Annotated in this window: 23 protein-coding genes; 9 read left to right on the forward strand and 14 right to left on the reverse strand. The window is 63.0% G+C overall.

From position 1 onward, the window contains the following. Positions 1-3 precede the first annotated feature (3 nt). A complete protein-coding gene (gene mutY / locus B0G81_RS27425; RefSeq protein WP_208328559.1) occupies positions 4-1,131 on the forward strand; it encodes an A/G-specific adenine glycosylase in 1,128 nt (375 codons plus the stop codon). A 29-nt stretch (positions 1,132-1,160) separates the two neighbouring features. On the opposite strand, the gene B0G81_RS27430 is transcribed toward mutY, so the two are convergent. From B0G81_RS27430 to kdsD, 11 genes are all read right to left on the reverse strand, one after another. Continuing rightward, positions 1,161-1,796: an LON peptidase substrate-binding domain-containing protein gene (locus tag B0G81_RS27430; RefSeq protein WP_012431654.1), complete on the reverse strand. Its 636-nt coding sequence runs from the start codon at positions 1,794-1,796 to the stop codon at positions 1,161-1,163. Positions 1,797-1,835: 39 nt separating this feature from the next. Beyond that, positions 1,836-2,729, reverse strand: coding sequence for an RNase adapter RapZ (gene rapZ, locus B0G81_RS27435; RefSeq protein WP_106282307.1), 894 nt, complete (start codon positions 2,727-2,729; stop codon positions 1,836-1,838). Between the two features lie 97 nt (positions 2,730-2,826). Next, complete coding sequence (hprK, locus tag B0G81_RS27440; RefSeq protein WP_012431656.1) at positions 2,827-3,795, reverse strand: HPr(Ser) kinase/phosphatase; 969 nt, start codon at positions 3,793-3,795, stop codon at positions 2,827-2,829. A 127-nt stretch (positions 3,796-3,922) separates the two neighbouring features. After that, the gene (locus B0G81_RS27445; protein WP_106282115.1) at positions 3,923-4,438 is read right to left on the reverse strand and encodes a PTS sugar transporter subunit IIA; all 516 of its coding nucleotides are present in this window, start codon (positions 4,436-4,438) and stop codon (positions 3,923-3,925) included. A 298-nt stretch (positions 4,439-4,736) separates the two neighbouring features. Continuing rightward, positions 4,737-5,093 carry a ribosome-associated translation inhibitor RaiA gene (raiA, locus tag B0G81_RS27450; RefSeq protein ID WP_106282113.1) on the reverse strand — a complete coding sequence of 119 codons (357 nt, stop codon included), beginning with the start codon at positions 5,091-5,093 and terminating at the stop codon, positions 4,737-4,739. A 250-nt stretch (positions 5,094-5,343) separates the two neighbouring features. Further along, entirely contained in the window at positions 5,344-6,855 is a 1,512-nt protein-coding gene (locus tag B0G81_RS27455) for an RNA polymerase factor sigma-54 (protein ID WP_116118913.1), read from the reverse strand. A gap of 187 nt (positions 6,856-7,042) precedes the next feature. Beyond that, entirely contained in the window at positions 7,043-7,828 is a 786-nt protein-coding gene (gene lptB / locus B0G81_RS27460) for an LPS export ABC transporter ATP-binding protein (protein ID WP_106282109.1), read from the reverse strand. Next, positions 7,825-8,496, reverse strand: coding sequence for a lipopolysaccharide transport periplasmic protein LptA (gene lptA / locus B0G81_RS27465; RefSeq protein ID WP_106282107.1), 672 nt, complete (start codon positions 8,494-8,496; stop codon positions 7,825-7,827). The genes lptB and lptA overlap by 4 nt, the downstream gene beginning before the upstream one ends. Positions 8,497-8,516: 20 nt before the next feature. Beyond that, entirely contained in the window at positions 8,517-9,125 is a 609-nt protein-coding gene (gene lptC / locus B0G81_RS27470) for an LPS export ABC transporter periplasmic protein LptC (RefSeq protein ID WP_012431662.1), read from the reverse strand. Further along, positions 9,122-9,682 (reverse strand): HAD family hydrolase, encoded by a 561-nt coding sequence (locus tag B0G81_RS27475; RefSeq protein WP_106282105.1) that lies wholly within the window; start codon positions 9,680-9,682, stop codon positions 9,122-9,124. Before B0G81_RS27475 ends, lptC begins: the two co-directional genes overlap by 4 nt. Then, positions 9,682-10,665: an arabinose 5-phosphate isomerase KdsD gene (kdsD, locus tag B0G81_RS27480; RefSeq protein WP_134139505.1), complete on the reverse strand. Its 984-nt coding sequence runs from the start codon at positions 10,663-10,665 to the stop codon at positions 9,682-9,684. Before kdsD ends, B0G81_RS27475 begins: the two co-directional genes overlap by 1 nt. A 161-nt stretch (positions 10,666-10,826) precedes the next feature. Between kdsD and B0G81_RS27485 the strand changes: the two genes are divergently transcribed. From B0G81_RS27485 to purU, 5 genes are all read left to right on the forward strand, one after another. After that, positions 10,827-12,830 carry a cation:proton antiporter gene (locus tag B0G81_RS27485; RefSeq protein ID WP_121308610.1) on the forward strand — a complete coding sequence of 668 codons (2,004 nt, stop codon included), beginning with the start codon at positions 10,827-10,829 and terminating at the stop codon, positions 12,828-12,830. Positions 12,831-12,920: 90 nt separating this feature from the next. Next, a complete protein-coding gene (locus B0G81_RS27490; RefSeq protein WP_106282100.1) occupies positions 12,921-13,487 on the forward strand; it encodes an adenine phosphoribosyltransferase in 567 nt (188 codons plus the stop codon). Positions 13,488-13,542: 55 nt separating this feature from the next. Beyond that, entirely contained in the window at positions 13,543-14,157 is a 615-nt protein-coding gene (locus tag B0G81_RS27495) for a LysE family translocator (RefSeq protein WP_134139509.1), read from the forward strand. 33 nt (positions 14,158-14,190) lie between these two features. Then, a complete protein-coding gene (locus tag B0G81_RS27500) occupies positions 14,191-15,054 on the forward strand; it encodes a DUF4743 domain-containing protein (protein WP_134139515.1) in 864 nt (287 codons plus the stop codon). Positions 15,055-15,154: 100 nt separating this feature from the next. Beyond that, positions 15,155-16,024, forward strand: a complete 870-nt coding sequence (purU, locus tag B0G81_RS27505; RefSeq protein ID WP_134139521.1) for a formyltetrahydrofolate deformylase — start codon at positions 15,155-15,157, stop codon at positions 16,022-16,024. Positions 16,025-16,105: 81 nt separating this feature from the next. On the opposite strand, the gene B0G81_RS27510 is transcribed toward purU, so the two are convergent. The 3 genes from B0G81_RS27510 to uvrA all read right to left on the reverse strand — a co-directional run bounded on the left by B0G81_RS27510 (position 16,106) and on the right by uvrA (position 21,514). After that, positions 16,106-17,332 (reverse strand): PepSY-associated TM helix domain-containing protein, encoded by a 1,227-nt coding sequence (locus B0G81_RS27510; protein WP_134139528.1) that lies wholly within the window; start codon positions 17,330-17,332, stop codon positions 16,106-16,108. A 186-nt stretch (positions 17,333-17,518) separates the two neighbouring features. Then, positions 17,519-18,604: an AI-2E family transporter gene (locus tag B0G81_RS27515; RefSeq protein ID WP_106282090.1), complete on the reverse strand. Its 1,086-nt coding sequence runs from the start codon at positions 18,602-18,604 to the stop codon at positions 17,519-17,521. Positions 18,605-18,637: 33 nt separating this feature from the next. Continuing rightward, positions 18,638-21,514, reverse strand: coding sequence for an excinuclease ABC subunit UvrA (uvrA, locus tag B0G81_RS27520; RefSeq protein WP_106282088.1), 2,877 nt, complete (start codon positions 21,512-21,514; stop codon positions 18,638-18,640). Positions 21,515-21,859: 345 nt separating this feature from the next. On the opposite strand from uvrA, the gene B0G81_RS27525 reads away from it, so the two are divergent. The 3 genes from B0G81_RS27525 (at position 21,860) to B0G81_RS27535 (ending at position 24,519) form a co-directional block, all read left to right on the forward strand. After that, positions 21,860-23,047, forward strand: coding sequence for an MFS transporter (locus B0G81_RS27525; RefSeq protein WP_166679064.1), 1,188 nt, complete (start codon positions 21,860-21,862; stop codon positions 23,045-23,047). Between the two features lie 136 nt (positions 23,048-23,183). Further along, positions 23,184-23,723: a single-stranded DNA-binding protein gene (locus tag B0G81_RS27530; protein ID WP_012431674.1), complete on the forward strand. Its 540-nt coding sequence runs from the start codon at positions 23,184-23,186 to the stop codon at positions 23,721-23,723. A gap of 295 nt (positions 23,724-24,018) precedes the next feature. Continuing rightward, positions 24,019-24,519: a MaoC family dehydratase gene (locus B0G81_RS27535; RefSeq protein WP_012431675.1), complete on the forward strand. Its 501-nt coding sequence runs from the start codon at positions 24,019-24,021 to the stop codon at positions 24,517-24,519. The last annotated feature ends 47 nt before the right edge of the window (positions 24,520-24,566 follow it).

A 24,566-nucleotide genomic window follows, 5' to 3' on the forward strand; every position in this document is an offset into this window, starting at 1 on the left:
CCGATGCCTTCTCGCTTAACTCCGCGTTCCACTTCGTCCGCCGCGCCGCAAGCGCCTGCTGTTCCAGTCATGTCTGATTTTTCCGCGCGTCTGATCGCGTGGCAGCGTCAGCATGGCCGGCATGATTTGCCGTGGCAGAACACGCGCGATCCGTATCGCATCTGGTTGTCGGAAATCATGCTGCAGCAGACGCAGGTGTCGACGGTGATTCCGTACTACGCGAAATTTCTCGCGCGTTTTCCGACCGTCGCCGCGCTCGCCGCCGCGCCGTCTGACGACGTGATGGCGTTGTGGGCCGGTCTTGGCTATTACACACGTGCGCGCAACCTGCATCGCTGCGCGCAAGTCGTGGTCGAGCAACATGGCGGTGCGTTTCCGGCATCGGTCGAGGAACTGGCGGAATTGCCGGGCATCGGCCGCTCGACGGCGGCGGCGATCGCGTCCTTCGCATTCGGCGCGCGCGCGACGATTCTCGACGGCAACGTGAAGCGCGTGCTGGCGCGCGTGTTCGGCGTCGAAGGTTTTCCCGGCGAAAAGAAAGTCGAAAACGCGATGTGGACGCTGGCGGAGTCACTGCTTCCGTCGAACGCATCGGATGCGGACGTCAGCGCGTACACGCAAGGCTTGATGGATCTCGGCGCGACGCTGTGCGTGCGCGGCAAGCCGGACTGCCTGCGCTGTCCGTTCGCCGCCGACTGCGTCGCCAACCTGACCGGACGTCAGCGCGTACTGCCCACGGCGCGTCCGAAAAAGACCGTGCCGACGCGCCGCACATGGATGCTGGTGCTGCGCGACGGCAACGCGGTGATGCTGGAGAAGCGCCCGCCGTCCGGTATCTGGGGCGGCTTGTGGAGCCTGCCCGAAGCCGCCGACGAAGCCGCGCTCGCCGAACGTGCGCGCGCTTTCGGTGGCGACGGTGCGGTCTCGCCGCTTGCGCCGCTCACGCATGTGTTCACGCATTTCAAACTGGATATCGAGCCGCGCGTCGCGGAACTGGATCGCGGAGTCGGCGCTTTGGCCACACTGGGCGATGCCGACACCGCGTGGGTCGCGCTCAGCGATCTCGATTCGTTCGGTGTTCCGGCGCCGGTGCGCAAACTGCTGGACGGGTTGCAAGGCTCGCTGATCTGATCAATCCGCCAGGGGCGCGGCGCCCGCCTTCAAAGTAACTGATGCTGCTGCATGTAATGATGAACCACGTCGATCCGCGCGCCGGCGTCCTGCAATTCCATCAGTTTCTGGCGAGCACGCAGAGCGATCGGCAGCACTTCGGCAAGACGGTTCGACACCCATGACGGATCTTCGAGTCTGAAGGGTTCCGCGAACGGCAGGCTGTCCGGATCGCGTTCGCGGATCGTCGCGATGATCCGTTCGAGCACTTCCGCGCATGCGCCGAATTTGGCCAATTGCTCGTTGCCTTCGAGCGGCATGTCCTCGCCGAGCGGCTCTGCCATGCCGACCAGCAATCCGCTCGATTCGACGCGATGCGACAGCAGACGAAAACGCCGCGTGCCGCGCGCGCGAATCAGCAGCATGCCGAAGGCTTCGACATCGCACTCGTCGATTTCAGCGAGACAGCCGATTGCTTCGGGCACCGAAGGCTCCTCTGCACGCGCCACTTCCGCGCCGCTTTTCAGCAGACATACACCGAACGGCGTTTTTTCACGCAGACAGTCGCGCGCCATGTCGAGATAGCGCGCTTCGAAAATCTTCAGCGGCAGCAGTCCGTCGGGAAACAGCACCGTATGCAGCGGAAACAGCGGCACATCGGCAAGCACAGTAGAAGTAGAAGACATGGCGCAACGCTTCGAGTTGAGGCCGCGCGATGCGGCCGGTTAAGCCACTAACTTCGATGATTCGCCGGCTTCGACCGGCGCATCGCGGTGCCGCACAATGACATTCGCCGACGCTGCAAGACGCGCGGCGAGCGTCTCCGCAATGAATACCGAGCGGTGCTGGCCGCCCGTGCAACCGATCGCGACGGTCAGATAACTGCGGTTGTCGTCGCGGAAATGCGGGAGCCACTTGGCGAGAAATTTTTCGATGTCGTCGATCATTTCGTGCACGACCGGCAACGCATCGAGAAAATCGATCACCGGTTTGTCGAGGCCGGTAAGCGGCCTCAATTCATGATCGTAGTACGGGTTCGGCAAGGTGCGCACGTCGAACACGAAATCCGCGTCGAGCGGCACGCCGCGTTTGAAACCGAACGACTCGAACATCAGCACGAGCCCTGAGTCTTTCTGCTCGATGAAGCGCTTGACCCACGCACGCAGCACGTTCGCGCGCAGATTGCTGGTGTCGATCTGATGGCCGAACTCCGCCAGACCCGCCACGAGTTCACGTTCGCGTTCGATTGCTTCGGCGAGCGAGGTGAGCAGGCCGACGTCGGCGTCGTGCGAAGTGGAACCGGACAGCGGATGGCGGCGGCGCGTTTCGGAGAAGCGTTGAATCAGCGACTGCGTGCTCGCGTTGAGGAACAGCACGCGCACGTCGTGGGCACGCGACAGGTCGCGGATCATGGCGGGCATTTCGTCGAGCGAGGCGCTCGAGCGCGCGTCGATCGCGACCGCGAGGCGGTCTTGCCCGTCCTCGGCGAGATAGGAGGCCAGTTGCGGCAGGAAGCGCGGCGGCAAGTTGTCGACGCAGTAATAGCCTGCGTCTTCAAGCGCGTTCAGGGCAACTGATTTGCCGGAGCCGGATATACCGGTGATCAGGATTATGCGCATGGAGTCGTCAAAACCGTACATTTCATCATAGCATCTGGTCCTCCCGCGCGTACCCGCGGCCTGCCGTTGACTGCGGATACGGCCGAGTCTTGCGGACTCAGATCAGTTTGCCGGGAAACTGGCTGTCGGGGTCTTGCATGGCGAGGCGCTGGCGATCCATGAAGTCGCGCAGCGTGTCGATGCCGCGCAGTTGCAGGATCGTGTTGCGCACGGCGGCTTCGACCAGTACGGCGAGGTTGCGGCCGGCCGCCACTTGAATCGTGACCTTGCTGATCGGCAGGCCGAGCACGTCGACGGTCTGGCTTTCCAGCGGCAGCCGCTGGAATTCGCCATCGGGACGGCGGACCAGTTGCACGATCAGCTTGAGCTTCATTTTCCGGCGCACCGCGGTTTCACCGAAAATCGTCTTGATGTCGAGCAGGCCGAGGCCGCGCACTTCCAGCAGGTTTTGCAGCAACGGCGGGCAGCGGCCTTCGACGAAATCGGGACCGAGGCGCACGAAATCGACCGCGTCGTCGGCAACGAGGCCGTGGCCGCGGCTGATCAGTTCCAGCCCGAGTTCGCTCTTGCCGAGGCCCGAGTCGCCGGTGAGCAGCACGCCCATGCCGAGAATGTCGAGAAACACGCCGTGCAACGTGGCACGCGGCGCGAGAATGCGCGACATGTAGAGGCGCAGGCTGTCAATCACCGCGGCGGCGGACATCGGCGTGGTGAACAGCGGCGTGGACGAGCGCGTGCAGCGCAGGACCAGTTCCGGCGGTGCGGCGACGCCGCCCGCCACCACCAGAAACGGCGGTTCCAACGCAATCAGCTCGGCCATGTGGCGCGAGCGGTCTTCGTCGGTTTGGCGCTTGTAGTAGTCGATTTCGGCGTCGCCGAGCACCTGGATCCGGTTCGGGTGGATCAAGTTCAAGTGGCCGACGAGATCGGCGCTCGACGTGGCATTGGCGACCGATTCCGAAGAAAAGCCGCGCTCCCAGCCTTCATGCCCCGTCAGCCAGCTGAGCTTCAGCATGGCCGCGTTATCGTCGAAAATGCTTTGGGCGTTGATGCTGGACGTATCCATGAGTCAGTGACTCCAGTGTGGGCCGCTTGCCGGACAAAGCAACGGCCGCGCTAGCGCGGGCCGGTTGCGTTGTCAGACTGTATCCGCACCTGCGCGGATCACCGGCGTGCGGATAACCGCCGATGCATCAAGGTTGCCACTGAGTGAGCAGGCGATGCAATGATTCGCGGTCTTCTTCCGTATGCAGGCGCTCGCGGGCTTCGCGATCGGACAGCAACTGCGCGATTTCCGAAAGGATTTCGAGGTGCTGTTGGGTGGCCTGTTCGGGCACGAGCAGGAAGATGAGCAACGAGACCGGCTGACCGTCGGGCGATTCGAAGGGGATGGCTTCGGCAAGACGGACGAACGCGGCGAGCGGCTGCTTCAAGCCTTTGATCCGGCCATGCGGAATCGCCACGCCTTCACCAAGGCCAGTCGATCCGAGGCGCTCGCGCGCGAACAGATTGTCAGTGACCGTGCTACGGGCGATGCCGTTCTGGTTCTCGAAGATCAGGCCCGCTTGCTCGAACACACGTTTCTTGCTGGTGACCGATAGTCCGACGACGACGTTCTCGAGGGGAAGAAATTTGGCTAAACGATTCATGTTGACAGGCGAAAACGTGGCCTGGGTTCTCCTCGCTGGGGCGTTTGAGTGGCGTTCCATTCGTTCGATGCTCACGGCGACATGCGTTGGAGTCCGAAAGCGCAGGACTCCGGCCGACCGACTTTCGCTTGAGCTTACCTGACCCCGATGGTAACCGGAACATTATAGAACAGGGTAGCCACGGATGGTGCGGCGGGCCATCAATGCGTATTGAGTTCTTTTGAAGCGTGGGCACAGGGTGCGATGCCGCGCGAAAAGCAGCGGCCGGAAACAAAAAACCGCCCGGGTCCGGGCGGTTTCGCTGGTTAAGGGAAGACGAAGAGCTAATGAAGAAACGAAAAGCGCCTTCTGGTTTCCCTTATTGCGGCGGCACGTCGAGTTGCGGCGCCGGTTGATACTTGATCGCCTCATGCGCATGGCCTTGCAGACGATCCTTATGGCGGATGACTTGCCGGTCAAGCTTGTCGATCATCAGATCGATCGCAGCGTACAGGTCGCTGTCACAGCTCTCGACAAAGATGTCCTTGCCCTTGAGATGCAGGTTGATTTCAACCTTTTGACGCTTTTCCTTTTCCTTGTGGTTGTCGACCGAGAGGACCACACTGCCGTCGATGACCTGATCAAAATGTCTTAGCACCCTATCCAGTTTGGTGATCACGTATTCGCGCAACGCAGGCGTTACTTCGAGGTGGTGTCCACTGATCTGCAGATTCATAGTGCTTCTCCAAGCTAATGGCCGCTTGGTCCGCACGATGACGAAGGTCCGGTCGATCTGTCGGCTTGCCTGAGTCGCCCCCCGGTGGCTGACTGCTGGCAGGTCGCATCGGCCGGCCTGTCCGCCAACTGCGGAGCGGCCGGTAAATGCCCGCCGCGGAAGGCGACGGGCTCAAGACAAACGCCGGGCCGCCCCAAGTTGTCTTGCCCCCTCGGGGGGGGCTGGCGCGAAGCGACAGCTTGGGGGCGCGCTACAGAGACTTGCGCAGGTTGACTGCCGGGATCTTGAGCGCTTCACGGTATTTCGCAACGGTACGCCGTGCGACCACGAAGCCCTGTTCCGCCAGCAGTTCGGCTATGCGACTGTCCGAAAGAGGAGATTTCGGGTTTTCCGCTCCTATCAGTTGCTTGATGAGCGCGCGGATCGCCGTTGAAGACGCCGCGCCGCCCGTGTCAGTCGAAACGTGTGATCCGAAGAAGTACTTAAATTCAAGCGTCCCGAATGGGGTCAGCATGTATTTACCGGTTGTCACACGCGAGACAGTTGACTCGTGTAGGCCGAGCGTATCAGCAATTTCCCGCAAAACCAAGGGGCGCATGGCAATTTCGCCGTGGACAAAAAAGCTCTTCTGACGTTCCACAATTGCCTGCGCCACGCGCAGAATCGTCTCAAAACGCTGCTGGATATTTTTGATCAGCCAACGCGCTTCCTGCAGTTGCTGGCGCAACGAACCACTGCCCGGATCGCCCCGGTTATTGCGCAGAATATTCGCGTACAGATGATTAATTCGCAGCTTCGGCACGACCTCCGGGTTCAGCTCGGCCTGCCAGCCCTGTGCCGTTTTGCGCACCATGATGTCCGGAACCACATAGTCCGCTTCGGCCTTGCCATAGGCGGCGCCCGGAAACGGTTCGAGCGAGCGGATCAGCACGTGCGCATCGCGCAGATCGTCGTCGTTGGCCTTCAGATGCTTGCGCAGTCGCGTGAAATCGCGCGCCGCGAGCAGTTCGAGATGGTGAGCGACGATGTCGAGCGCGAGCGTGCGTGTAGGCGAGCCATCGAGCCGCAATAATTGCAGCTTGAGACATTCCGACGCGGAGCGCGCACCGACCCCGGCCGGGTCGAAGCTATGCAGCAGCGCAAGCGCGGCGTTCATTTCGTCGAGGTCGACTTCGAGCTCTTCGGGCAGATCGGCCAGCACTTCTTCGAGCGTGGCAGCCAGGTAGCCGTCGTCGTCGAGCGATTCGATCAGGAACGTGATCAGCGCCCGGTCGCGCTGGCTTGCCTGGGTGACGCGCAATTGCGCCATCAGGTGATCGCGCAGCGAGGTGCTCGATTCATGGATTTGCAGCGGCGGCAGGTCGTCGTCGTCAGAGGCGTTGCCGGAGCGGCCGTAGTCGTCGAGATTCCATTGCGACGCGTCGCCGTTGCCGTCGCCCGCGAGGCCGTTGTATTCGTCGACGCCCTGAGGCTCACCGTTCTCGGCGCGCTCGCTGCTGGACGAGGACGACGTATTGCCGCCCATCTGGTCGGGCGGCGCGGAAGAGTTGGGCGCCTGCGCGATCAGCGAGCCGTCGGCCGCTACGCGCAACGGGCTCGCGATCCAGTCGTCCTCGTTTTCGAGGAGCGGATTCTGCGAGATCGCCATTGCAACTTCTTGCTGCAATTCGAGCGTAGACAGCTGAAGCAGCCGGATGGACTGCTGCAGCTGCGGCGTCAGCGCAAGATGCTGCGATAGGCGGAGTTGGAGGCTGGCTTTCATGGCAAGTTGAGATTCATTGTAGAGAGTTTGCCACGACCGCGATACCTTGCGACATTCGCAATTACGCATGCGCCAGTTTTGGGCGGCGACGGGCGCAAGACGGCCCGGCTCAAAAATGCGGATGTGCGGTTGCCGCATGGAGGGGCCGGCCGGTGCGCGCTCGCACGGCCGGTAATCCCTCATGCGCTTACATGCGGAAGTGCTCGCCCAGATAGACGCGCCGCACGCTTTCGTTTTCGATGATGTCGCTCGGCGCGCCGGCGGCCAGCACGCTGCCGTCGCTGATGATGTAGGCGTGATCGCAGATGCCGAGCGTTTCACGCACGTTGTGGTCGGTGATCAGCACGCCGATATTGCGCTGCTTCAGAAATTTAACGATCTTCTGAATTTCCAGCACGGCGATCGGGTCGACGCCCGCAAACGGTTCGTCGAGCAGAATAAAGCTCGGATTGGTAGCCAGCGCCCGGGCGATCTCGACCCGGCGACGCTCGCCGCCCGATAGCGAGAGCGCCGGATTTTCGCGCAAATGCGCAATCTGCAACTCGTCGAGCAAGGCTTCCGTGCGGCTCGTGATGGCGTCCTTGCTGAGCCGCGAGCCGTTGTCTTCGTGCTGCAATTCCAGCACCGCGCGAATGTTTTCTTCGACGCTCAGCTTGCGGAACACCGAAGCTTCCTGCGGCAGATACGACAAACCCAGCGAAGCGCGCTTATGAATCGGCAGCAGGCTGATCGACTTGCCGTCCAGATCGATCTCGCCCGCGTCGAGCGGCACGAGGCCGACGATCATATAGAACGAGGTGGTCTTGCCCGCGCCGTTGGGGCCGAGCAGACCGACTACTTCGCCGCTTTTCACGTCGAGCGACACGTCTTTGACGACCGTGCGCGAGCCGTAACGTTTCTTCAGGTTGCGCACCACCAGCGAACTGCTGGTGCCGGCCGGCTTGCGATTGGGGAGGGACGCTGAGGTGCTCACTGGTTCGGGGCTCCCTGGATCGTCGTGGACGGCGCAAGCGTGGCCGACGCACCGTTCAGCGGCGCTGCGCCGCCATTGCGCGGCGACAGCATGGCGCGCACGCGGCCAGTCGGGTTGCCCGGGCCGGCGACGTCCTTGCCCGCCTTCGCCGTATAGAAGTCGTTCTGGCCGTCGTACGTGACGACGCTGCCGTGCACCTGGTCCATCACCGTGGAGAGGCCTTGCAGGCGCTTCACGGTAGCGTTCGTGGTAAGCGTGGTCAGATCCTGCTTGCCGTCGTAGTCGATACGAACAGCCGTGCCTTCAATGTACTCGTCGAGGCCTTCGCGCTTCTGGCGGAAGTACGACAGATTGCCGCCGCTCGAAGTGCCGGTGGCGTACTGATAGCCCTGCGGGTCTTGCGTCACTTCGACACGGTCGGCCTTGATGACGATCGTGCCTTTGGTGGCGACCACATGGCCTGTGAAGATGTTGACCTGCTTCAGGTCGTCGTAAGTCATGTTGTCCGCTTCGATGTTCAGCGGCTTGTCCTTGTCGGCACGGTCGGCGTGCGCGAGCGGCGCGAAGCCGGCAAGCGGCAACGCGACGATCAGCGCAGCGAGTCCGGCGCGCCACGCGGACAGGGTGCGCGGGCGGCCGGTATCAAAACGGGGGAACGATTCGTTCATGCAGTCACGCCTGGAATGGATTACCCGGGTTGCTTGGGCGAGCTGCCGCCTGCTTCGGACGGGGCGATGTTGCCTTTCACGTTGCCGAACAGCTGCATCACCCGGGTGACGTTGTTGTAGTTCATGCCGCTGGCAGTCATCACCGACATGCCGCGCTGAAGTTTAACCGGCTTTTCAGTCTCGATCACATCGTCGTTGACCAGCACCCTAAAATGCTGCGAATCCGCTTGCATCTGCGGATCTCCGTAGCCGGGCGCCCGCACGATGCGTGCGTTGTCGTAAAGATCGACGATCGACGCGTCACCGTTCACCTTGCCGGTGTCGCCGGTTGCCGTAACGATCGGCTTGCCGGGCTGGAACGCGCGCATGGCCGGCTTGACCAGGTCGCTCAGCTCGTCGTCTTCGTAATGGATCAGCGACTGGGCGGTCAGCCGGTACTGGGTCGAGCCCGACTGATCGAGTTCGGAAACCGAGAAGTTGTCGGCGAAGTAGTCCGGCGTGTGCTCTTTGGGACGCACCACGCCTTCGTTCTGCCGGGGCAGGGTGGCTTGCAGCAGCCACCACGTGATACCGGCGAGCGCAGCCATGGCGACCAGCGGAATCAGTGACGTCAGGCGAAACTGGTTCATCCGACGAGGCCCCGCTGTTCGCCGCTACAGGCGGCCGCGAGCAGCGCTTCGTATTTGTGCTGCGCGCGCAGCAGCGTATCGACGACTTCACGCGCCGCGCCGTGGCCTCCGCGTGCCTCGCTGACCCAATGGGCCCGCGCGATCACCTCGGGATGCGAGTTGGCCGGCGCGGCCGCGAAGCCGACCTTCAGCATCACGGCGAGATCGACCCAGTCGTCGCCCATGTAGCCGCATTCTTCGGCGCTCAGGCCGGTTTGCTGCAACAGGTCCGCGAACGCCTGAGGTTTGTCCTGCACGCCCTGATAGACGTGCGTGACGTTCATTTCCTTCGCCCGTACCGCGACGATGCCCGACTTGCGCCCCGTGATGATCGCCGTCTCGATGCCGGCCTCGCGCAGCAGCTTCATGCCGTGGCCGTCCATCGAATGGAAGCCCTTCATCGTGTCGCCTTCCGCCGTGAACAGCAGGCCGCCGTCGGTGAGCACGCCGTCGACGTCGAAAATCATCAGCTTGACGCGGCTTGCGCGTTCGGTCGCGGTGGGCGGAGCAATGGCCATCAGATCACCTTCTTCGAGAACAGGTCGTGCATGTTGAGTGCGCCGATCAGCTTGCCTGCTTCGTCGACGACCAGCATCTGATTGATCCGGTGGCGCTCCATCAGTTCCACGGCTTCCACCGCGAGTTGATCCGGACCGATGGTGCGCGGGCCGGCGGTCATGACCGAGGCGATCGACAGTTCGCGGAAATCGCCGTCGCGTTCGAGCACGCGGCGCAGGTCGCCGTCGGTAAAGATGCCGGCGACGCGGTCATCCTGATCGACGATCGCGGTCATGCCCATACGCTTGGCGGTCAACTGAAACAGCGCGTCGCGCACGGTCGCGTCGGGCGTGACCTTCGGCACCTGATCGCCGGTACGCATGACGTCGCGGACATAAGTGAGCAGGCGCCGGCCGAGCGCGCCGCCCGGATGCGAGCGCGCGAAGTCGTCACGGCCGAAGCCGCGCGCATCGAGCACCGCGACCGCGAGCGCGTCGCCGAGCGCGAGCGCGGCGGTGGTGCTGGCGGTGGGCGCGAGATTCATCGGGCAGGCTTCTTTCGACACACCGGAATTCAGGTGCACGTCGGCCAGTTGTGCGAGACTCGATGACGGACGGCCCGTCATGGCAATCAGCTTCGCGCCGAGCCGCTTGATGAGCGGCAGGATCGCCACGAGTTCTTCGGTTTCACCGGAATTGGACAGCGCGAGGAACACGTCCTCGGCGGTGACCATGCCGAGGTCGCCGTGGCTGGCTTCAGCGGGATGCACGAAGAACGCCGGCGTGCCGGTGCTGGCGAGCGTGGCCGCGAGCTTGCGGGCCACGTGGCCGGATTTGCCGATGCCGGAAACGACCACGCGCCCGCGGCAACCCAGGATGAAGTCGACCGCCCCGACGAAACCATCGTCGAGTTGATCGCGAAGCGCGCGCACGGCGTCCGCTTCGATGTCGAGCACGTCGCGAGCGAGCGCGAGTGCCCGGTCGCCATTGATTTTCGCTATCATTCGCGAAGTATAGCAAAGGCGCCTGTTCGCCGCGCCGGGCCTGCTGTGCCGAGCCGCTGTCTTTATCGCTGCCTTTAACGGCCCCTCAACCTTGTCGCACGGCGTTTCTCGTGCGCGGTTCCGCTGACGAACGAGGACGCTTTACCGATGCGTTTTTGCCGATGATTTCCCCCCTCGAAATGACGCTGTTCCTGCTGCTGGCATCGGTGGCGGGCGTGGTGGTGTTTCGCTTTCTGAATCTTCCGCCGATGCTCGGCTATCTGACGGTGGGCATCGTCGTCGGTCCGCATGCGTTCGGTCTGATTCCCGACTCGGCGGGCGCGCAGAACCTGGCCGAGTTCGGCGTGGTGTTCCTGATGTTTTCGATCGGGCTGGAGTTCTCACTCGCCAAGCTGCGTTCGATGCGCCGCCTCGTGTTCGGCCTCGGCCTGTTGCAGGTGATCGGCACGATCGCGGTGGCGGTCTCGCTCGGCTTCGTGCTGGAGCGCTGGGTGCACATTACGTGGCAGGCGAGCGTGGCGCTGGGCGGCGCGCTCGCCATGTCGTCGACGGCGATCGTCAGCAAGATGCTGGCGGAGCGGCTCGAGATCGAGACTGAGCACGGCCGCAATATCTTCGGCGTGCTGCTGTTCCAGGATCTGGCGGTGGTGCCGCTGCTCATCGTCATCGCTGCGCTGGGTGGCAACTCCGAAGATCTCGTCAGTTCGCTCGGCGTGGCGGCCATCAAGATCGTCGTGGCGTTGTCGCTGCTGTTGATCGTGGGCCAGCGCTTCATGACGCGCTGGTTCAACGTGGTGGCGCGGCGCCGCTCGCAGGAACTGTTCATTCTCAATCTGTTGCTGGTGACGCTGGGTTGCGCGTTCATCACGGACAAGTTCGGTTTGTCGCTCGCGCTCGGCGCGTTCATCGCCGGCATGCTGATCGCCGAGACGCCGTACCGGCATCAGGTGGAAGAAGACATCAAGCCGTTTCGCGACGTGCTGCTCGGGCTCTTCTTTATCACCACCGGCATGCTGCTCAATCCGCGCGTGATCTGGGAGCATCCGCTGATCGTGCTCGGCTTTCTGGTCGGCCCGATTCTGCTGAAAGCGATCATGGTGACGGGCCTGTCGCGCCTGTTCGGCGCGTCGCCGGGTGTCGCGATGCGCACCGGCATCGGCCTCGCGCAAGCGGGCGAGTTCGGCTTCGTGCTGCTGAATCTGATTCTCGACAAGCATCTCGTCGACGCCACCCTGCTGCAGGCGATTCTCGCAGCCATGCTGCTGTCGATGCTGGCCGCGCCGTTCATGATCCAGAACGCGGACCGGATCGTGCTGCGGTTGTCGTCGACTGAATGGATGATGCAGTCGTTGCAAATGACGCGCATCGCCACGCAGAGTCTCAAACAAAGCGGTCACGTGATCATTTGCGGCTACGGCCGGGCCGGGCAGAATCTGGCGCGCATGCTGGAACATGAAGGTTTGTCGTACGTTGCGCTCGACCTCGATCCGGATCGTGTCGCGGCAGCCGCGGCGGCGGGTGAATCGGTCGTGTTCGGCGATGCTGGGCGGCGCGAGTCGCTGCTTGCAGCCGGTATCCATCGGGCGGCAACGATTGCGATCACCTATGCGAATACGCCGTCGGCATTGCGCGTGCTGCACAACATCCACGAACTGGAGCCGACGTTGCCGGTGATCGTTCGTACTGTCGACGACGCCGATCTGGAAAAACTGCTGGCAGCGGGCGCGACCGAGGTGATCCCGGAAATCGTCGAAGGCAGTCTGATGCTCGCTTCGCACACGCTCGTGGTGATGGGCGTGCCGATGCGGCGCGTGGTGCGTCGCGTGGAAGAGATGCGCGATGAACGCTACGCGCTGCTGCGCGGCTATTTCCACGGCGCCGACGACGTGGACGACGACGACGGCCACGAACAGGTGCGGCTACAATCGGTGCCGGTCGACGAAAACGCGGACGCGGTAGGCCGGACGCTCGCGGACCTGGGCCTGTTCGAGATCGGTGTCGAAGTGACGGCGATTCGCCGGCACGGCATTCGCGGCGTCGAGCCGGATCCGTCCACCAAGCTGCGCGCGAGCGACATCGTGGTGTTGCGCGGTTTGCCCGAACAGTTGGCGGAGGCCGAGGAACGGCTCTCGAAGCACCGGCGCGCAGGCGCCGCCGCGGCCTGAAATTTGCGCTCATGCCTGGCTAGGTGAGCCTGCCGGGCCGCCGCTCGTTTAGTTTTTCATCGGACCTGTCGAGGTCCATCCGGAGACATCATGTCCAACGCGCTCGCGAGCGCGCCGCTCGATGCGGCCGACTACATCAAAAGCCACATTCGCACGGTGCCCGACTGGCCGCAGCCGGGCGTGCAGTTTCGCGACATCACGCCGCTCCTGCAGGAGCCGAAGTCGCTGCGCGTGCTGATCGATCTGTTCGTGCAGCGTTATATCGACGCCGAGCTGGACTACATTGCCGGGCTGGACGCGCGCGGTTTCATCATCGGGCCGATTCTCGCGTATGAACTGAACCTCGGCTTCATTCCGATCCGCAAGGCGGGCAAACTGCCCTACAAGCGCGTCGCGCAATCGTACGAGCTCGAATACGGCACGGCGACCGTCGAGATTCATGAGGACGCCTGCAAGCCGGGCGACCGCGTCGTGATCATCGACGATCTGATCGCGACCGGCGGCACGATGATGGCCGGCAAGATGCTGCTCGAGCGCCTCGGCGCGGTTGTCGTGGAAGGCGCTGCGATCATCGATCTGCCCGAGCTCGGCGGTTCGAAGCTGCTCAGCGAGGGCGGCCTCGCGCTTTATACGGTGACCCGATTCGACGGTCATTGATCGCACGCGCCCAAGCCGCGGTGAACTTCTTCTCGTCCATAAGAAGGTAAGAACGATGCCCAACTTCCTGCTGTTTCTCGCCACATCGATCGCCATTACCATGGCGCCCGGCCCCGACAATCTGCAAGTGCTAGCACGCGGCATCTCACAGGGCCGCGCGGCGGGGCTCGTCGCGGCGCTCGGCTTTGCGGCCGGCATCACGTTTCACACGACGCTCGCCGCGCTCGGCGTGGCCGCGTTGCTGCGCTCGTCGCCGGTGGCCTTTGAAGTCATCAAACTGGCCGGCGCCGCGTATCTGATCTGGATCGGCATCAAGGCGCTGCGCAGCCAGGGTCTCGCGACCGCGCACGAGCGCCCGCCGCAGCCGTTGATGGCGGTGTTTCGCCAGAGTGTGCTCGGCAATCTCCTGAACCCGAAGGTGACGTTGTTCTTCGTGGTGTTCCTGCCGCAGTTCGTGCAGCCGCACGGCACGCAAAGCGTCACGCTGCAGATGCTCGAACTCGGCGTGTTGTTCATGCTGCAGACCGTGGTGGTGTTTTCGCTGTTCGGCGTGTGCGCGGGGATGATCGGCGGTTGGCTGAAACGCCGTCCGCGTGCCGGTGTGTGGCTCGATCGCCTGGCCGGCGCCACGTTCATCGCAATCGGGATTCGCGTAGCGTTGCGTGATTGATGGGATTGCGCGGACATTAGTTTGGAGCTTTAAATGACTTTGCCATGCATTACCGCCGCGCGCCGCTTCGACGTGCAGGCGCATGTGTCGTTCTGTATCGACGCCGAACAGGTCGGCTGGATCCGCACGGGCGATGTGCCATTGCTTGCGCGCTGGCCCGATGTGTTCGATATCGACAGCGGCCGTGTGACTCTGGCGCCCACATTCAATACGGTGGATTTGCGGAGCGCCGCGCTCGGTTCCGTGATCGGCGCGCTCGCCGCTGAAGACCGCATTCCGGGCTGGCGCAACGAGACCTACGCGATCCGCAATGCGTTCGATGCGCCGCCGCTCGCGTATATCGAGCGCGCGGCGTCGCGCTTCTTCGGAACGATGACCTACGCGGTGCATCTGAACGGCGTCGTAGAATACGCGGATAGCGGGGCGCCCCGTGGCGCGCCGCAATTGTGGATCGCGCGCCGCAGCGACACCAAGGCGACCGACCCGGGCATGCTCGACAATGTCGTGGCGGGCGGGATCGGCTGGGGCTTCGGCGTCGCGGAAACGATCGTCAAGGAATGCTGGGAAGAAGCCGGCATCCCCGAGGAGATCGCCACTCGCGCCGTGGCGGGGCGCACTGCGCATGTGCTGCAATCGTTGCCGGAAGGCACGCAGGCCGAACAGATTTTTATCTACGACCTCGCGCTGCCGGCCGATTTCGCGCCGCGCAATCAGGATGGCGAAGTGGGTGAACACCGGCTCGCGCGTATCGACGAAGCGGCGCGCTGGATCGAGGAGGGCGCGATGACCGTCGACGCGAGCCTGGCCACGCTGGATTGCCTGTTGCGCCGCCGCTGGATCGATGAAGACGCGTGTACCGGCATCGAGGCGTTGTTCGTGCCGCCGGTGTTCGCCTGAGCGCCGTATCGGTGCGCGTGCGACGACCATGCCGAAGCGCGCTGCGTCGAACCAGACACACCGAACAAACCACGCATTGAAGAAGGGAGTCACCCAGGTCATGTCGACCGATCACAGCTTTATCCTCAAACTGTCGTGCGCCGACCGGCCCGGCATCGTTCACGCCGTATCGGGCTTTCTGTTCGAGCGTGGCAGCAATATTCTCGACTCCGCGCAGTTCGGCGACAGCCGCACCGGCGAGTTCTTCATGCGCGTGCATTTTCAGCAGGTGGGCGGCGATCCGGGGCTGGAGGCGCTGCGCACCTCGTTTGCGACACTCGCCGGGCAGTTCGGTATGCGCTGGGAGATGCATGACGCGTCGGTGAAACCGCGCGTGGTGATCATGGTGTCGAAGATCGGCCATTGCCTGAACGATCTGCTGTTCCGCTACCGCACCGGCCAGCTGGGAATCGAGATTCCGGCGATCATCTCGAACCACAAGGAGTTCTATCAGCTCGCCGCCAGCTACGACATTCCGTTCCATCATTTCCCGCTGCTGGGCGCCACGCCCGACGCGAAGGCCGCGCAGGAAGCGCGCGTGCTCGAAGTGATCGACGAGCATCAAGCCGACCTGGTGGTGCTTGCGCGCTATATGCAGATTCTGTCGCCGAAGCTGTGCGAAGCGTTGGCCGGCCGCGCGATCAACATTCATCATTCGTTCCTGCCGAGCTTCAAGGGCGCGAAACCGTACTACCAGGCGTTCGATCGCGGCGTGAAACTGATCGGCGCGACCGCTCATTACGTGACGACGGATCTCGACGAAGGTCCGATCATCGAACAGGAAGTGGAGCGGGTCGACCACAGCATGACCCCGGAGCAACTTACGGCGATCGGCCGCGACGTGGAGTGCGTGACGCTGGCGCGTGCGGTGAAGTGGCACGTGGAGCATCGCGTCGTGTTGAACGGCAGCAAGTCGGTGGTGTTTCGCTAAGCGAAAAGCTGTTGCTAGCGGGCTCGGTAAGGAAGGCGGCGTCCGGATGATTCCGGCGCCGCCTTTTTGTTTGCCCGCATTTCAGGAGCGCGCCGCGGACCGGCCCGCTTCGCGCGCGAGACTGGCGTTCTGCGCCGAACGGCGGCGCGCGCTCAGCTTCTTCAGCCAGATTAGCAGCCCCGTCGCGCTCAGCACGGCGACCGCGAGGCCCACAGCGCTAATCAGAATCCGTCCGCCGAGACCGAGGATGCGTCCCGAATGCAGAGGGAATTGCACCTGCACGAAAATATCGCCCGCCGTGCCCCTGCCGGGGATCTGCGCGCCAAGTTGCTTGCCGGTGGCCGCGTCCCAATACATCCACGGAACGCCGAGGCCGAAGTCGCCATGATCGTTGCCGGTCGCGTAGAAACCGACGCCGTATGCATGGATGAATTCCGCGTAGTAGATGCCGCCCGGCGCGACGCCGAGGTTCTGCGCCTTGCCTGCCTGCTCGGCCAGTTGCACGATACGTTCGCGGCTCAACGCCTTGTCGCCGGGTTGCGGGGCGCGCAGAATTTCCGGGTTGTTGATCGGGTCCGGCGTGAGCTTCGAGAACAACGACACGATGGGGCGCACCACCGGCGCGGAGAGATTCATCGATACCGATGTCAGCGCAACGATCAACAGCAGTCCCCAGATCCACACGCCGCCCGAGCGGTGCAAATCGAACGTGAACGTATAGCCGCCGCGCCCGAGGCGAAACGCGAACGACTTGCGCCATGCCTTGACGCTCGGAAACGACAGCCACAACGCGATCATGCTGTCGAACAGCCAGATGATGCCGACGATCCCCATCAACCACGTGCCGATGTCCGCGCCGCCCGTAAACGGCAGTTGCAGCGTGTAGTGCAGCTTGTAAATGAACGGGATCAGATTGAGCCGCGCGAGCGAGGCGACGCCCCATTCGCGGCGCCCCTGGATCTCGCCGGTGGCGGGGTCGACGGCAATCTGATTGAAGTCGAGCGGGTAGGGCTTCCGGGTGCCCGGATCGGTTCTCGGCAGCACCATCATTTGCAGCGTATGGCCCGGCTCGGCGGCCAGCGGCAGATACGTCACCTGAAGACGCGAATCGACCGCTTCCACGCGACGCGCCAACTCCAGGCCCGACAGCGCCGGACCGGCGCTACGGGCTTTGAAGAAGGATGGGTTCAGTGCCGCATCGAGCTCATGGTCCCACGCGATGATCGCGCCAGTCAGGCCGGCGACGAACAGAAACAGCGCTGTGGCGACACCGAACCAGCGGTGCAGACGGACGAGCTGACGCCTCATAGGCGAGCCGTCGCGATGGAGCAGGGCTTGGAAAGGGGTGTCACGGCACAGGTTTGCGTAAATGGGAATTGTTCGCATCTTACGGGAGTGTTGCCGTGCGCCGCAAGTTTTCCGTAAACGTGCGACCAATGAAAAACGGCGCCGAAGCGCCGCTGTTTCCGTTCTGGTGGCGCGCTTCCCGCCGCCTCAAACCAACCGCAAGTAGATCAGTTCCCGCTTGATGTACGCATAGAAAATCGGTGCCGCGACCACGCCGGGAAGACCGAACGCGGCTTCCATGATGAGCATGGCGATCAGCAATTCCCACGCGCGCGCCTCGATCTGTCCGCCCACGATGCGCGCGTTCAGGAAGTACTCGAGCTTGTGAATCAGGATCAGGAACACGAGCGACATGACCGCTGCGGGAAAGCTCACCGAGAGCGCCACCGCGACGATGATCGTGTTCGAGATCAGATTGCCGATCACCGGCAGCAAGCCGACGATGAACGTGACCAGCACCAGCGTCTTCGACAACGGCAGCGTGTCGTGGAAGATCGGCAGAATCACCAGCAGGAAAATGCCGGTGAAGGCCGCGTTGATCGCCGAGATCTTTACCTGGGCGAACACGATGCGGCGAAACGCGTCGGCGAAACGTGTCACGCGTGTGACGAACGCCGTGGATAGCGGCAGCCGCTGCATATGCTTCTGCGCGCCGACCGCGATGATCGCGCCGATGATCATGCCGATCAGGATATGCGTGAACGCGCGCGCCGCGGTTTTGCCGCTTTGCTGCAGCATGTTGGCGTGCGTCTGCATCAGCTCCGCCGCCTTGGTTTTCATCTGTTCGGTATCGACCGGCAGATAGTTGGCGACGAATTGCGGAATCCGGCCGCGCGCCTGGTCGATCAGCTGCATGGCCTGGTCGAGCAGCTTCTGCACGCTCGGCACGTCGTTCTCGAAATGCTCGATGATGCCGAGCGTGAGCCCCGTCAACGCGCCCACGATCACCGTGGCCAGGAACACCACCGCGAGCCAACGCGCCCGCTTGCTCGACATGTGGCGCTCGATGCGCGGCGCGATGGTGTGAACCAGTTGGAACACCAGCAGCCCGGCGAGCAACGCGCCGAGCAGCCGGAGTTCGATAACCGCCCACATGCCGAACAGCATCACGATATAACTGCCGATTTCAACCGCCGACAGCTTCGGCAGGCTCATGTCGCTCGTCAGCCTGACCGGGCGTGGGCGTAGGTCCTGCACTTGCCCGTCGTCGCGCGCCTGATTCCGCTTGGCCATGGCTTATTCCGTCTCCAACCGAGTTGTGCCGCGTTACTTACTTTTACTGGCCGCGCGTTTCAGCAGAGGCGCCAGGTACTTGCCGGTAAAACTTGCCTTTGACTTCGCAACTTGTTCCGGCGTGCCTTGGGCGATGATCTGCCCGCCGCCCGCTCCGCCTTCCGGACCGAGATCGATGACCCAGTCCGCAGTCTTAATTACATCGAGATTATGCTCGATGATCACGACGGTATTACCCTGGTCGCGTAATCGATGAATCACTTCGAGCAACAAGGCGATGTCATGAAAGTGCAAGCCGGTGGTCGGCTCATCAAGTATGTATAGCGTGCGACCCGTATCACGCTTGCTCAGTTCCAAAGATAGTTTGACCCGCTGCGCCTCGCCGCCCGACAGGGTAGTCGCCGACTGGCCCAGCCGGATATAACCCAGACCCACGTCCAGCAAGGTTTTCAGCTTGCGCGCAACGACCGGCACCGGCTTGAAGAACTCATAGGCGTTCTCCACCGTCATGTCGAGCACTTCGCTGATGTTCTTGCCTTTGTACTGCACGTCCAGCGTTTCGCGGTTGTAGCGCTTGCCGTGACAGACGTCGCACGGCACGTACACATCGGGCAGGAAGTGCATCTCGACTTTCAGCACGCCGTCGCCCTGGCAGGACTCGCAGCGGCCGCCCTTCACGTTGAACGAGAAGCGGCCGGCTTCATAGCCGCGTTCCTTCGCCGCGGGCACGCCCGCGAACAGTTCGCGGATCGGCGTGAAGAGGCCCGTGTAGGTGGCCGGGTTCGAGCGCGGCGTGCGGCCGATCGGCGACTGGTCGACGTTGATGACCTTGTCGAAGTGCTCGAGGCCTTCGATCGATTCATACGGCGCCGGCTCCGTGGCCGAGCCGTACAGGTGATGCGCGACCGCGTGATACAGCGTGTCGTTGATCAGCGTGGACTTGCCCGAACCGGACACGCCGGTCACGCAGGTGAGCAGGCCGACCGGCAGATCCAGCGACACGTGCTGCAGATTGTTGCCGTACGCCTCGACGATTCGCAGGCGCTTATCGTCGGGCTCCTTGCGTTCGTCGGGGAATTCGATGTTGCGCGCGCCGGACATGTACTGCCCGGTCATCGACGCCGCGTTCGCCTGCACCTGCTTGGGCGTGCCCTCGGCGATCACCATGCCGCCGTGTTCGCCCGCGCCCGGCCCCATGTCGACCACGTAGTCGGCCATGCGGATCATGTCTTCATCGTGTTCGACGACGATCACCGAGTTGCCGAGGTCGCGCAGATGCTTGAGCGTGGCGATCAGCCGGTCGTTATCGCGCTGATGCAGGCCGATGGACGGCTCGTCCAGCACGTACATCACGCCGGTCAGGCCCGAGCCGATCTGCGACGCGAGGCGAATGCGCTGCGCCTCGCCACCCGACAGCGTCTCCGCGCTCCGTTCGAGCGACAGATAATCGAGCCCGACGTTGTTCAGGAACATCAAGCGCGCGACGATTTCCTTGACCACCTTGTCGGCGATTTCGCGCTTCGAGCCTTCCAGACGCAGCGTCTGGAAATAGCCGAGCGCGTCGCGCAGCGGCCAGCCGCTGATTTCGAAGATGCCGCGCGCGTCGCCGTCCGTGCCGATCCGCACGAAGCGCGCTTCGCGCCGCAGCCGCGTGCCGGCGCAGGCCGGGCAGGGCTGATTGTTCTGATACTTGGCGAGTTCTTCGCGCACCGCGACCGAATCGGTCTCGCGGTAACGCCGCTCCAGGTTCGGGATGATCCCTTCGAATACATGCTCGCGCACCGAAGTACGGCCACGTTCGTTGATGTACGAGAACGGGATCTCCTGCTTGCCCGAACCGAACAGCAGGATCTTGCGGACTTTCTCCGGCAAGTCTTCGACGGCCGTGTCGATGTCGAACTCGTAGAACGCCGCGAGACTCTGCAGCATCTGGAAGTAGAACTGATTGCGCCGGTCCCAGCCCTTCACGGCGCCCGCCGCGAGCGACAGCGACGGATGCGCGACCACCCGCTTCGGATCGAAGAAAGTGATCTGGCCGAGGCCGTCGCATTCCGGGCATGCGCCCATCGGATTGTTGAACGAGAAGAGGCGCGGCTCCAGCTCCTGCAGCGAGTACGAGCAGATCGGGCAGGCGAACTTCGAGCTGAACAGATGCTCCTTGTCCGTATCCATTTCGAGCGCGATCGCGCGGCCGTCGGCGAGACGCAGCGCCGTTTCGAACGATTCGGCGAGACGCTGCTTCATGTCGGGGCGCACTTTCAGGCGGTCCACGACCACGTCGATGGTGTGCTTGTCGTTCTTCTTCAGCTTCGGCAGCGAGTCGACTTCATAGATCTTCGCGACGCCTTCATTGGCGGTGCCGCCGCCGGAGCGCACGCGGAAGCGGATAAAGCCTTGCGCCTGCATTTCCTCGAACAGTTCGACGTGCTCGCCTTTGCGATTCGCCACGACGGGCGCGAGGATCATCAGCTTCGTTTCTTCCGGCAACGCGAGCGCGGCGTCGACCATCTGCGAGACGCTTTGCGCTTCCAGCGGAATTTCGTGGTCCGGACAGTAAGGCGTGCCGACCCGTGCGAACAACAGGCGCAGGTAGTCGTGAATCTCGGTGACGGTGCCGACCGTGGAACGCGGATTGTGCGAGGTCGCCTTCTGTTCGATCGAGATCGCCGGCGACAGGCCTTCGATCAGATCGACGTCCGGTTTCTCCATCAGTTGCAGGAACTGGCGTGCGTAGGCGGAGAGACTTTCGACGTAGCGCCGTTGTCCTTCCGCGTAAAGCGTGTCGAACGCCAGCGACGATTTGCCCGAGCCTGAAAGGCCCGTGATGACAACGAGCTTGTGACGGGGTAAATCGAGGTTGACGTTCTTCAGGTTGTGGGTACGAGCCCCACGAATACGGATTTGTTCCACGGATTTATTCCATGAACTGGCGGAAAGAGGAAGAGGCTAAACCTGCTACTATAACGACTTTTCAAGACCGCCGTTACGGCTTCCTGACAGCCTGAAGAGGCGTCGAGGCGTGCTGTAAGGCAGCGGTCCAGCGCCGCGGGGAAGACGTCTAACTTGGGGCCATTTTCCGCGAGTACAAGGCAACACGAGGCACCGCGAGGCGCCAGCGGGAATGCAGGAAGGCTGTCGGCTTGAACGCCGCGGCGCTGCCGGCCCGCCGTCTTGCGGCAAGCCTCGCGGGCGTGGCCGCTCCGCCGCTGTGCCTGTCCGCGGTGTGCCGCCCAGCTCAATCTACGAACGCTCCCGATGTCCAATCCGTCCGCCATTTCCTCACGCATGAGCGCGCCTGAACTGCGCGCGACCGTGTCGCTCGCCGCCATCTTTGCGCTGCGCATGCTCGGTCTCTTCATGATCATGCCGGTGTTCTCGATCTACGCGAAGACCATCCCCGGCGGCGACAACGTGCTGCTGGTGGGTATCGCGCTCGGCGCATACGGCGTGACGCAGTCCATGCTGTACATCTTTTACGGTTGGGTTTCCGACAAGGTCGGCCGCAAACCGGTCATTGCGACCGGTTTGCTGATTTTCGCGCTCGGCAGCTTCGTCGCGGCGGGCGCGCACGACATGACGTGGATCATCGTCGGGCGGGTGATTCAGGGCATGGGCGCGGTGTCGTCGGCGGTGATCGCGTTTATCGCCGACCTGACCTCCGAGGAACATCGCACCAAGGCCATGGCGATGGTGGGCGGCAGCATCGGCGTGTCGTTCGCGGTCGCGATCGTCGGTGCGCCGATCGTGTTCCAGTGGGTCGGCATGAGCGGGCTGTTTACGCTGGTCGGCATCTTCTCGATTCTGGCGATCGGCGTGGTGCTGTGGATCGTGCCCGATGCGCCGAAACCGGTGCACGTGCGCGCGCCGTTCGCCGAAGTGCTGCACAACGTCGAGCTGCTGCGTCTGAACTTCGGCGTGCTGGTCCTGCATGCCACGCAAACCGCACTGTTCCTCGTCGTGCCGCGTATTCTCGAAGCGGGCGGCCTGCCGGTCGCGTCGCACTGGAAAGTGTATTTGCCGGTCATGGGCCTTTCGTTCGTGATGATGGTGCCCGCGATCATCGCCGCCGAAAAGCGCGGCAAGATGAAAATCGTGCTGCTTTCCGCGATCGGTCTTATCCTGATCGGACAGTTGTTATTGGGCGTCGCTGCGCATACGATTCTGAGTGTGGCGGCGATCCTTTTTGTGTACTTTTTGGGCTTCAATATTCTTGAGGCTTCGCAGCCTTCGCTGGTGTCGAAACTGGCGCCGGGAACCCGCAAGGGCGCGGCGGCCGGCGTGTACAACACCACACAGTCGATCGGTCTTGCGCTGGGCGGTGTGGTCGGCGGTTGGCTGCTGAAAGTGGATGGTCAGAGCGCTGTCTTTTTTACGTGTTCGGGGCTCGTCTTGTGCTGGCTTATAATCGCCGCAAAGATGAAACAGCCGCCGCGCAAAGCGTAATACGGCGCATCCCGAACTCACCCAGAACTCACCCGGCGGCGGGCAGAGGCGCAGTTCCGGTCTCGGGCCTGCCGGCCCTGAAACGCGAAACCGTGTATTGCCGCGCCGTCCGTAACGGAATCAACAGGAGAAACTCATGGCATCCGTGAACAAGGTCATTCTCGTCGGCAATCTCGGAGCCGATCCGGAAGTCCGTTATCTGCCGAGCGGCGACGCAGTGGCGAACATCCGCCTTGCAACGACGGATCGGTACAAGGACAAGGCGTCGGGCGAAATGAAGGAAGCGACCGAATGGCACCGCGTGTCGTTCTTCGGCCGCCTCGCGGAAATCGTCTCCGAATATCTGAAGAAGGGTTCGTCGGTGTACCTGGAAGGGCGCATCCGCACCCGTAAGTGGCAGGCGCAAGACGGCACCGACCGTTACTCGACGGAAATCGTCGCCGAACAGATGCAAATGCTGGGCGGTCGCGGCGGTTCGATGGGCGGCGGTGGCGACGAAGGCGGCTACAGCCGCGGCGAACCGTCGGAACGTAGTGGCGGTGGCGGTGGCGGCGGCCGCGCAGTGTCGGGCGGCGGTGCGCGTGGCGGCAGCGGTGGTGGCGGTGGCGGCGCGAGCCGTCCGAGCGCGCCGGCTGGCGGCGGGTTTGATGAGATGGATGACGATATTCCGTTCTGATTCATCCGCACTCGCGCAGAACTGATGCAATGAACCCCGCTCAAGCAGCGGGTTTTTTTATTTGCACGTCGCTTGGTCAACTCTGACGTAGACCCGTCGCCTCCGTCCCTGACCACTTGCCAGGGATAAACCTGGTCACGAGCACTGGCGTGCCTCAGCGGCTCATTTACGCCAATTGCGCGCCGACTCCAAGAATACCGCCTTGACATTCCCCCCTCCGACGACAATACTCAAACCACACTTTGTACGGACAAAGTAACAAAGACAAATAAGTCACTCGAAACAGGAGACAGGCATGGAGTCCGACGTCGCAGTCAAAAACCGCATTCGCGCCAGCTACGGCCGCTACCTCGAAGATTTTCAGGTGGGCGACATCTACGAACACCGCCCCGGGCGCACTATTACCGAAGCCGACAACATCCACTTCTCGCTGCTGACGATGAACTTCCATCCGATGCACTGCGACGCCGCCTACGCCGCCAAAAGCGAGTTCGGCCGCCTGCTCGTCAATAGCGGTCTGACGGTTGCCGTGGTGCTGGGTCTGTCGGTAAACGACGTGAGCGGCAAGGCGATCGCCAACCTCGGTTGGAAAGAGATTCGTCTGACCGGCCCGGTGTTTTGCGGCGACACGATCTATGCGGAATCCGAAGTGCTCGAAAAGCGCGAGTCGAAGTCGCGTCCGGGGCAGGGCATCGTCACCGTGCAGACCCGCGCGTTCAAGCAGGACGGCACGCCGATCATGGATTTCGTACGCAGCGCCTTGGTGCCGGCGCGCGGGCACGGAGTGGGCGATTGATTGACGCGTCATCCGGCGTGAACCGCCACATGTTCGGGCCGAGGGCC

Origin of the sequence: Paraburkholderia sp. BL6665CI2N2 (assembly GCF_004366535.1) — a bacterium.
Lineage (GTDB): Bacteria > Pseudomonadota > Gammaproteobacteria > Burkholderiales > Burkholderiaceae > Paraburkholderia.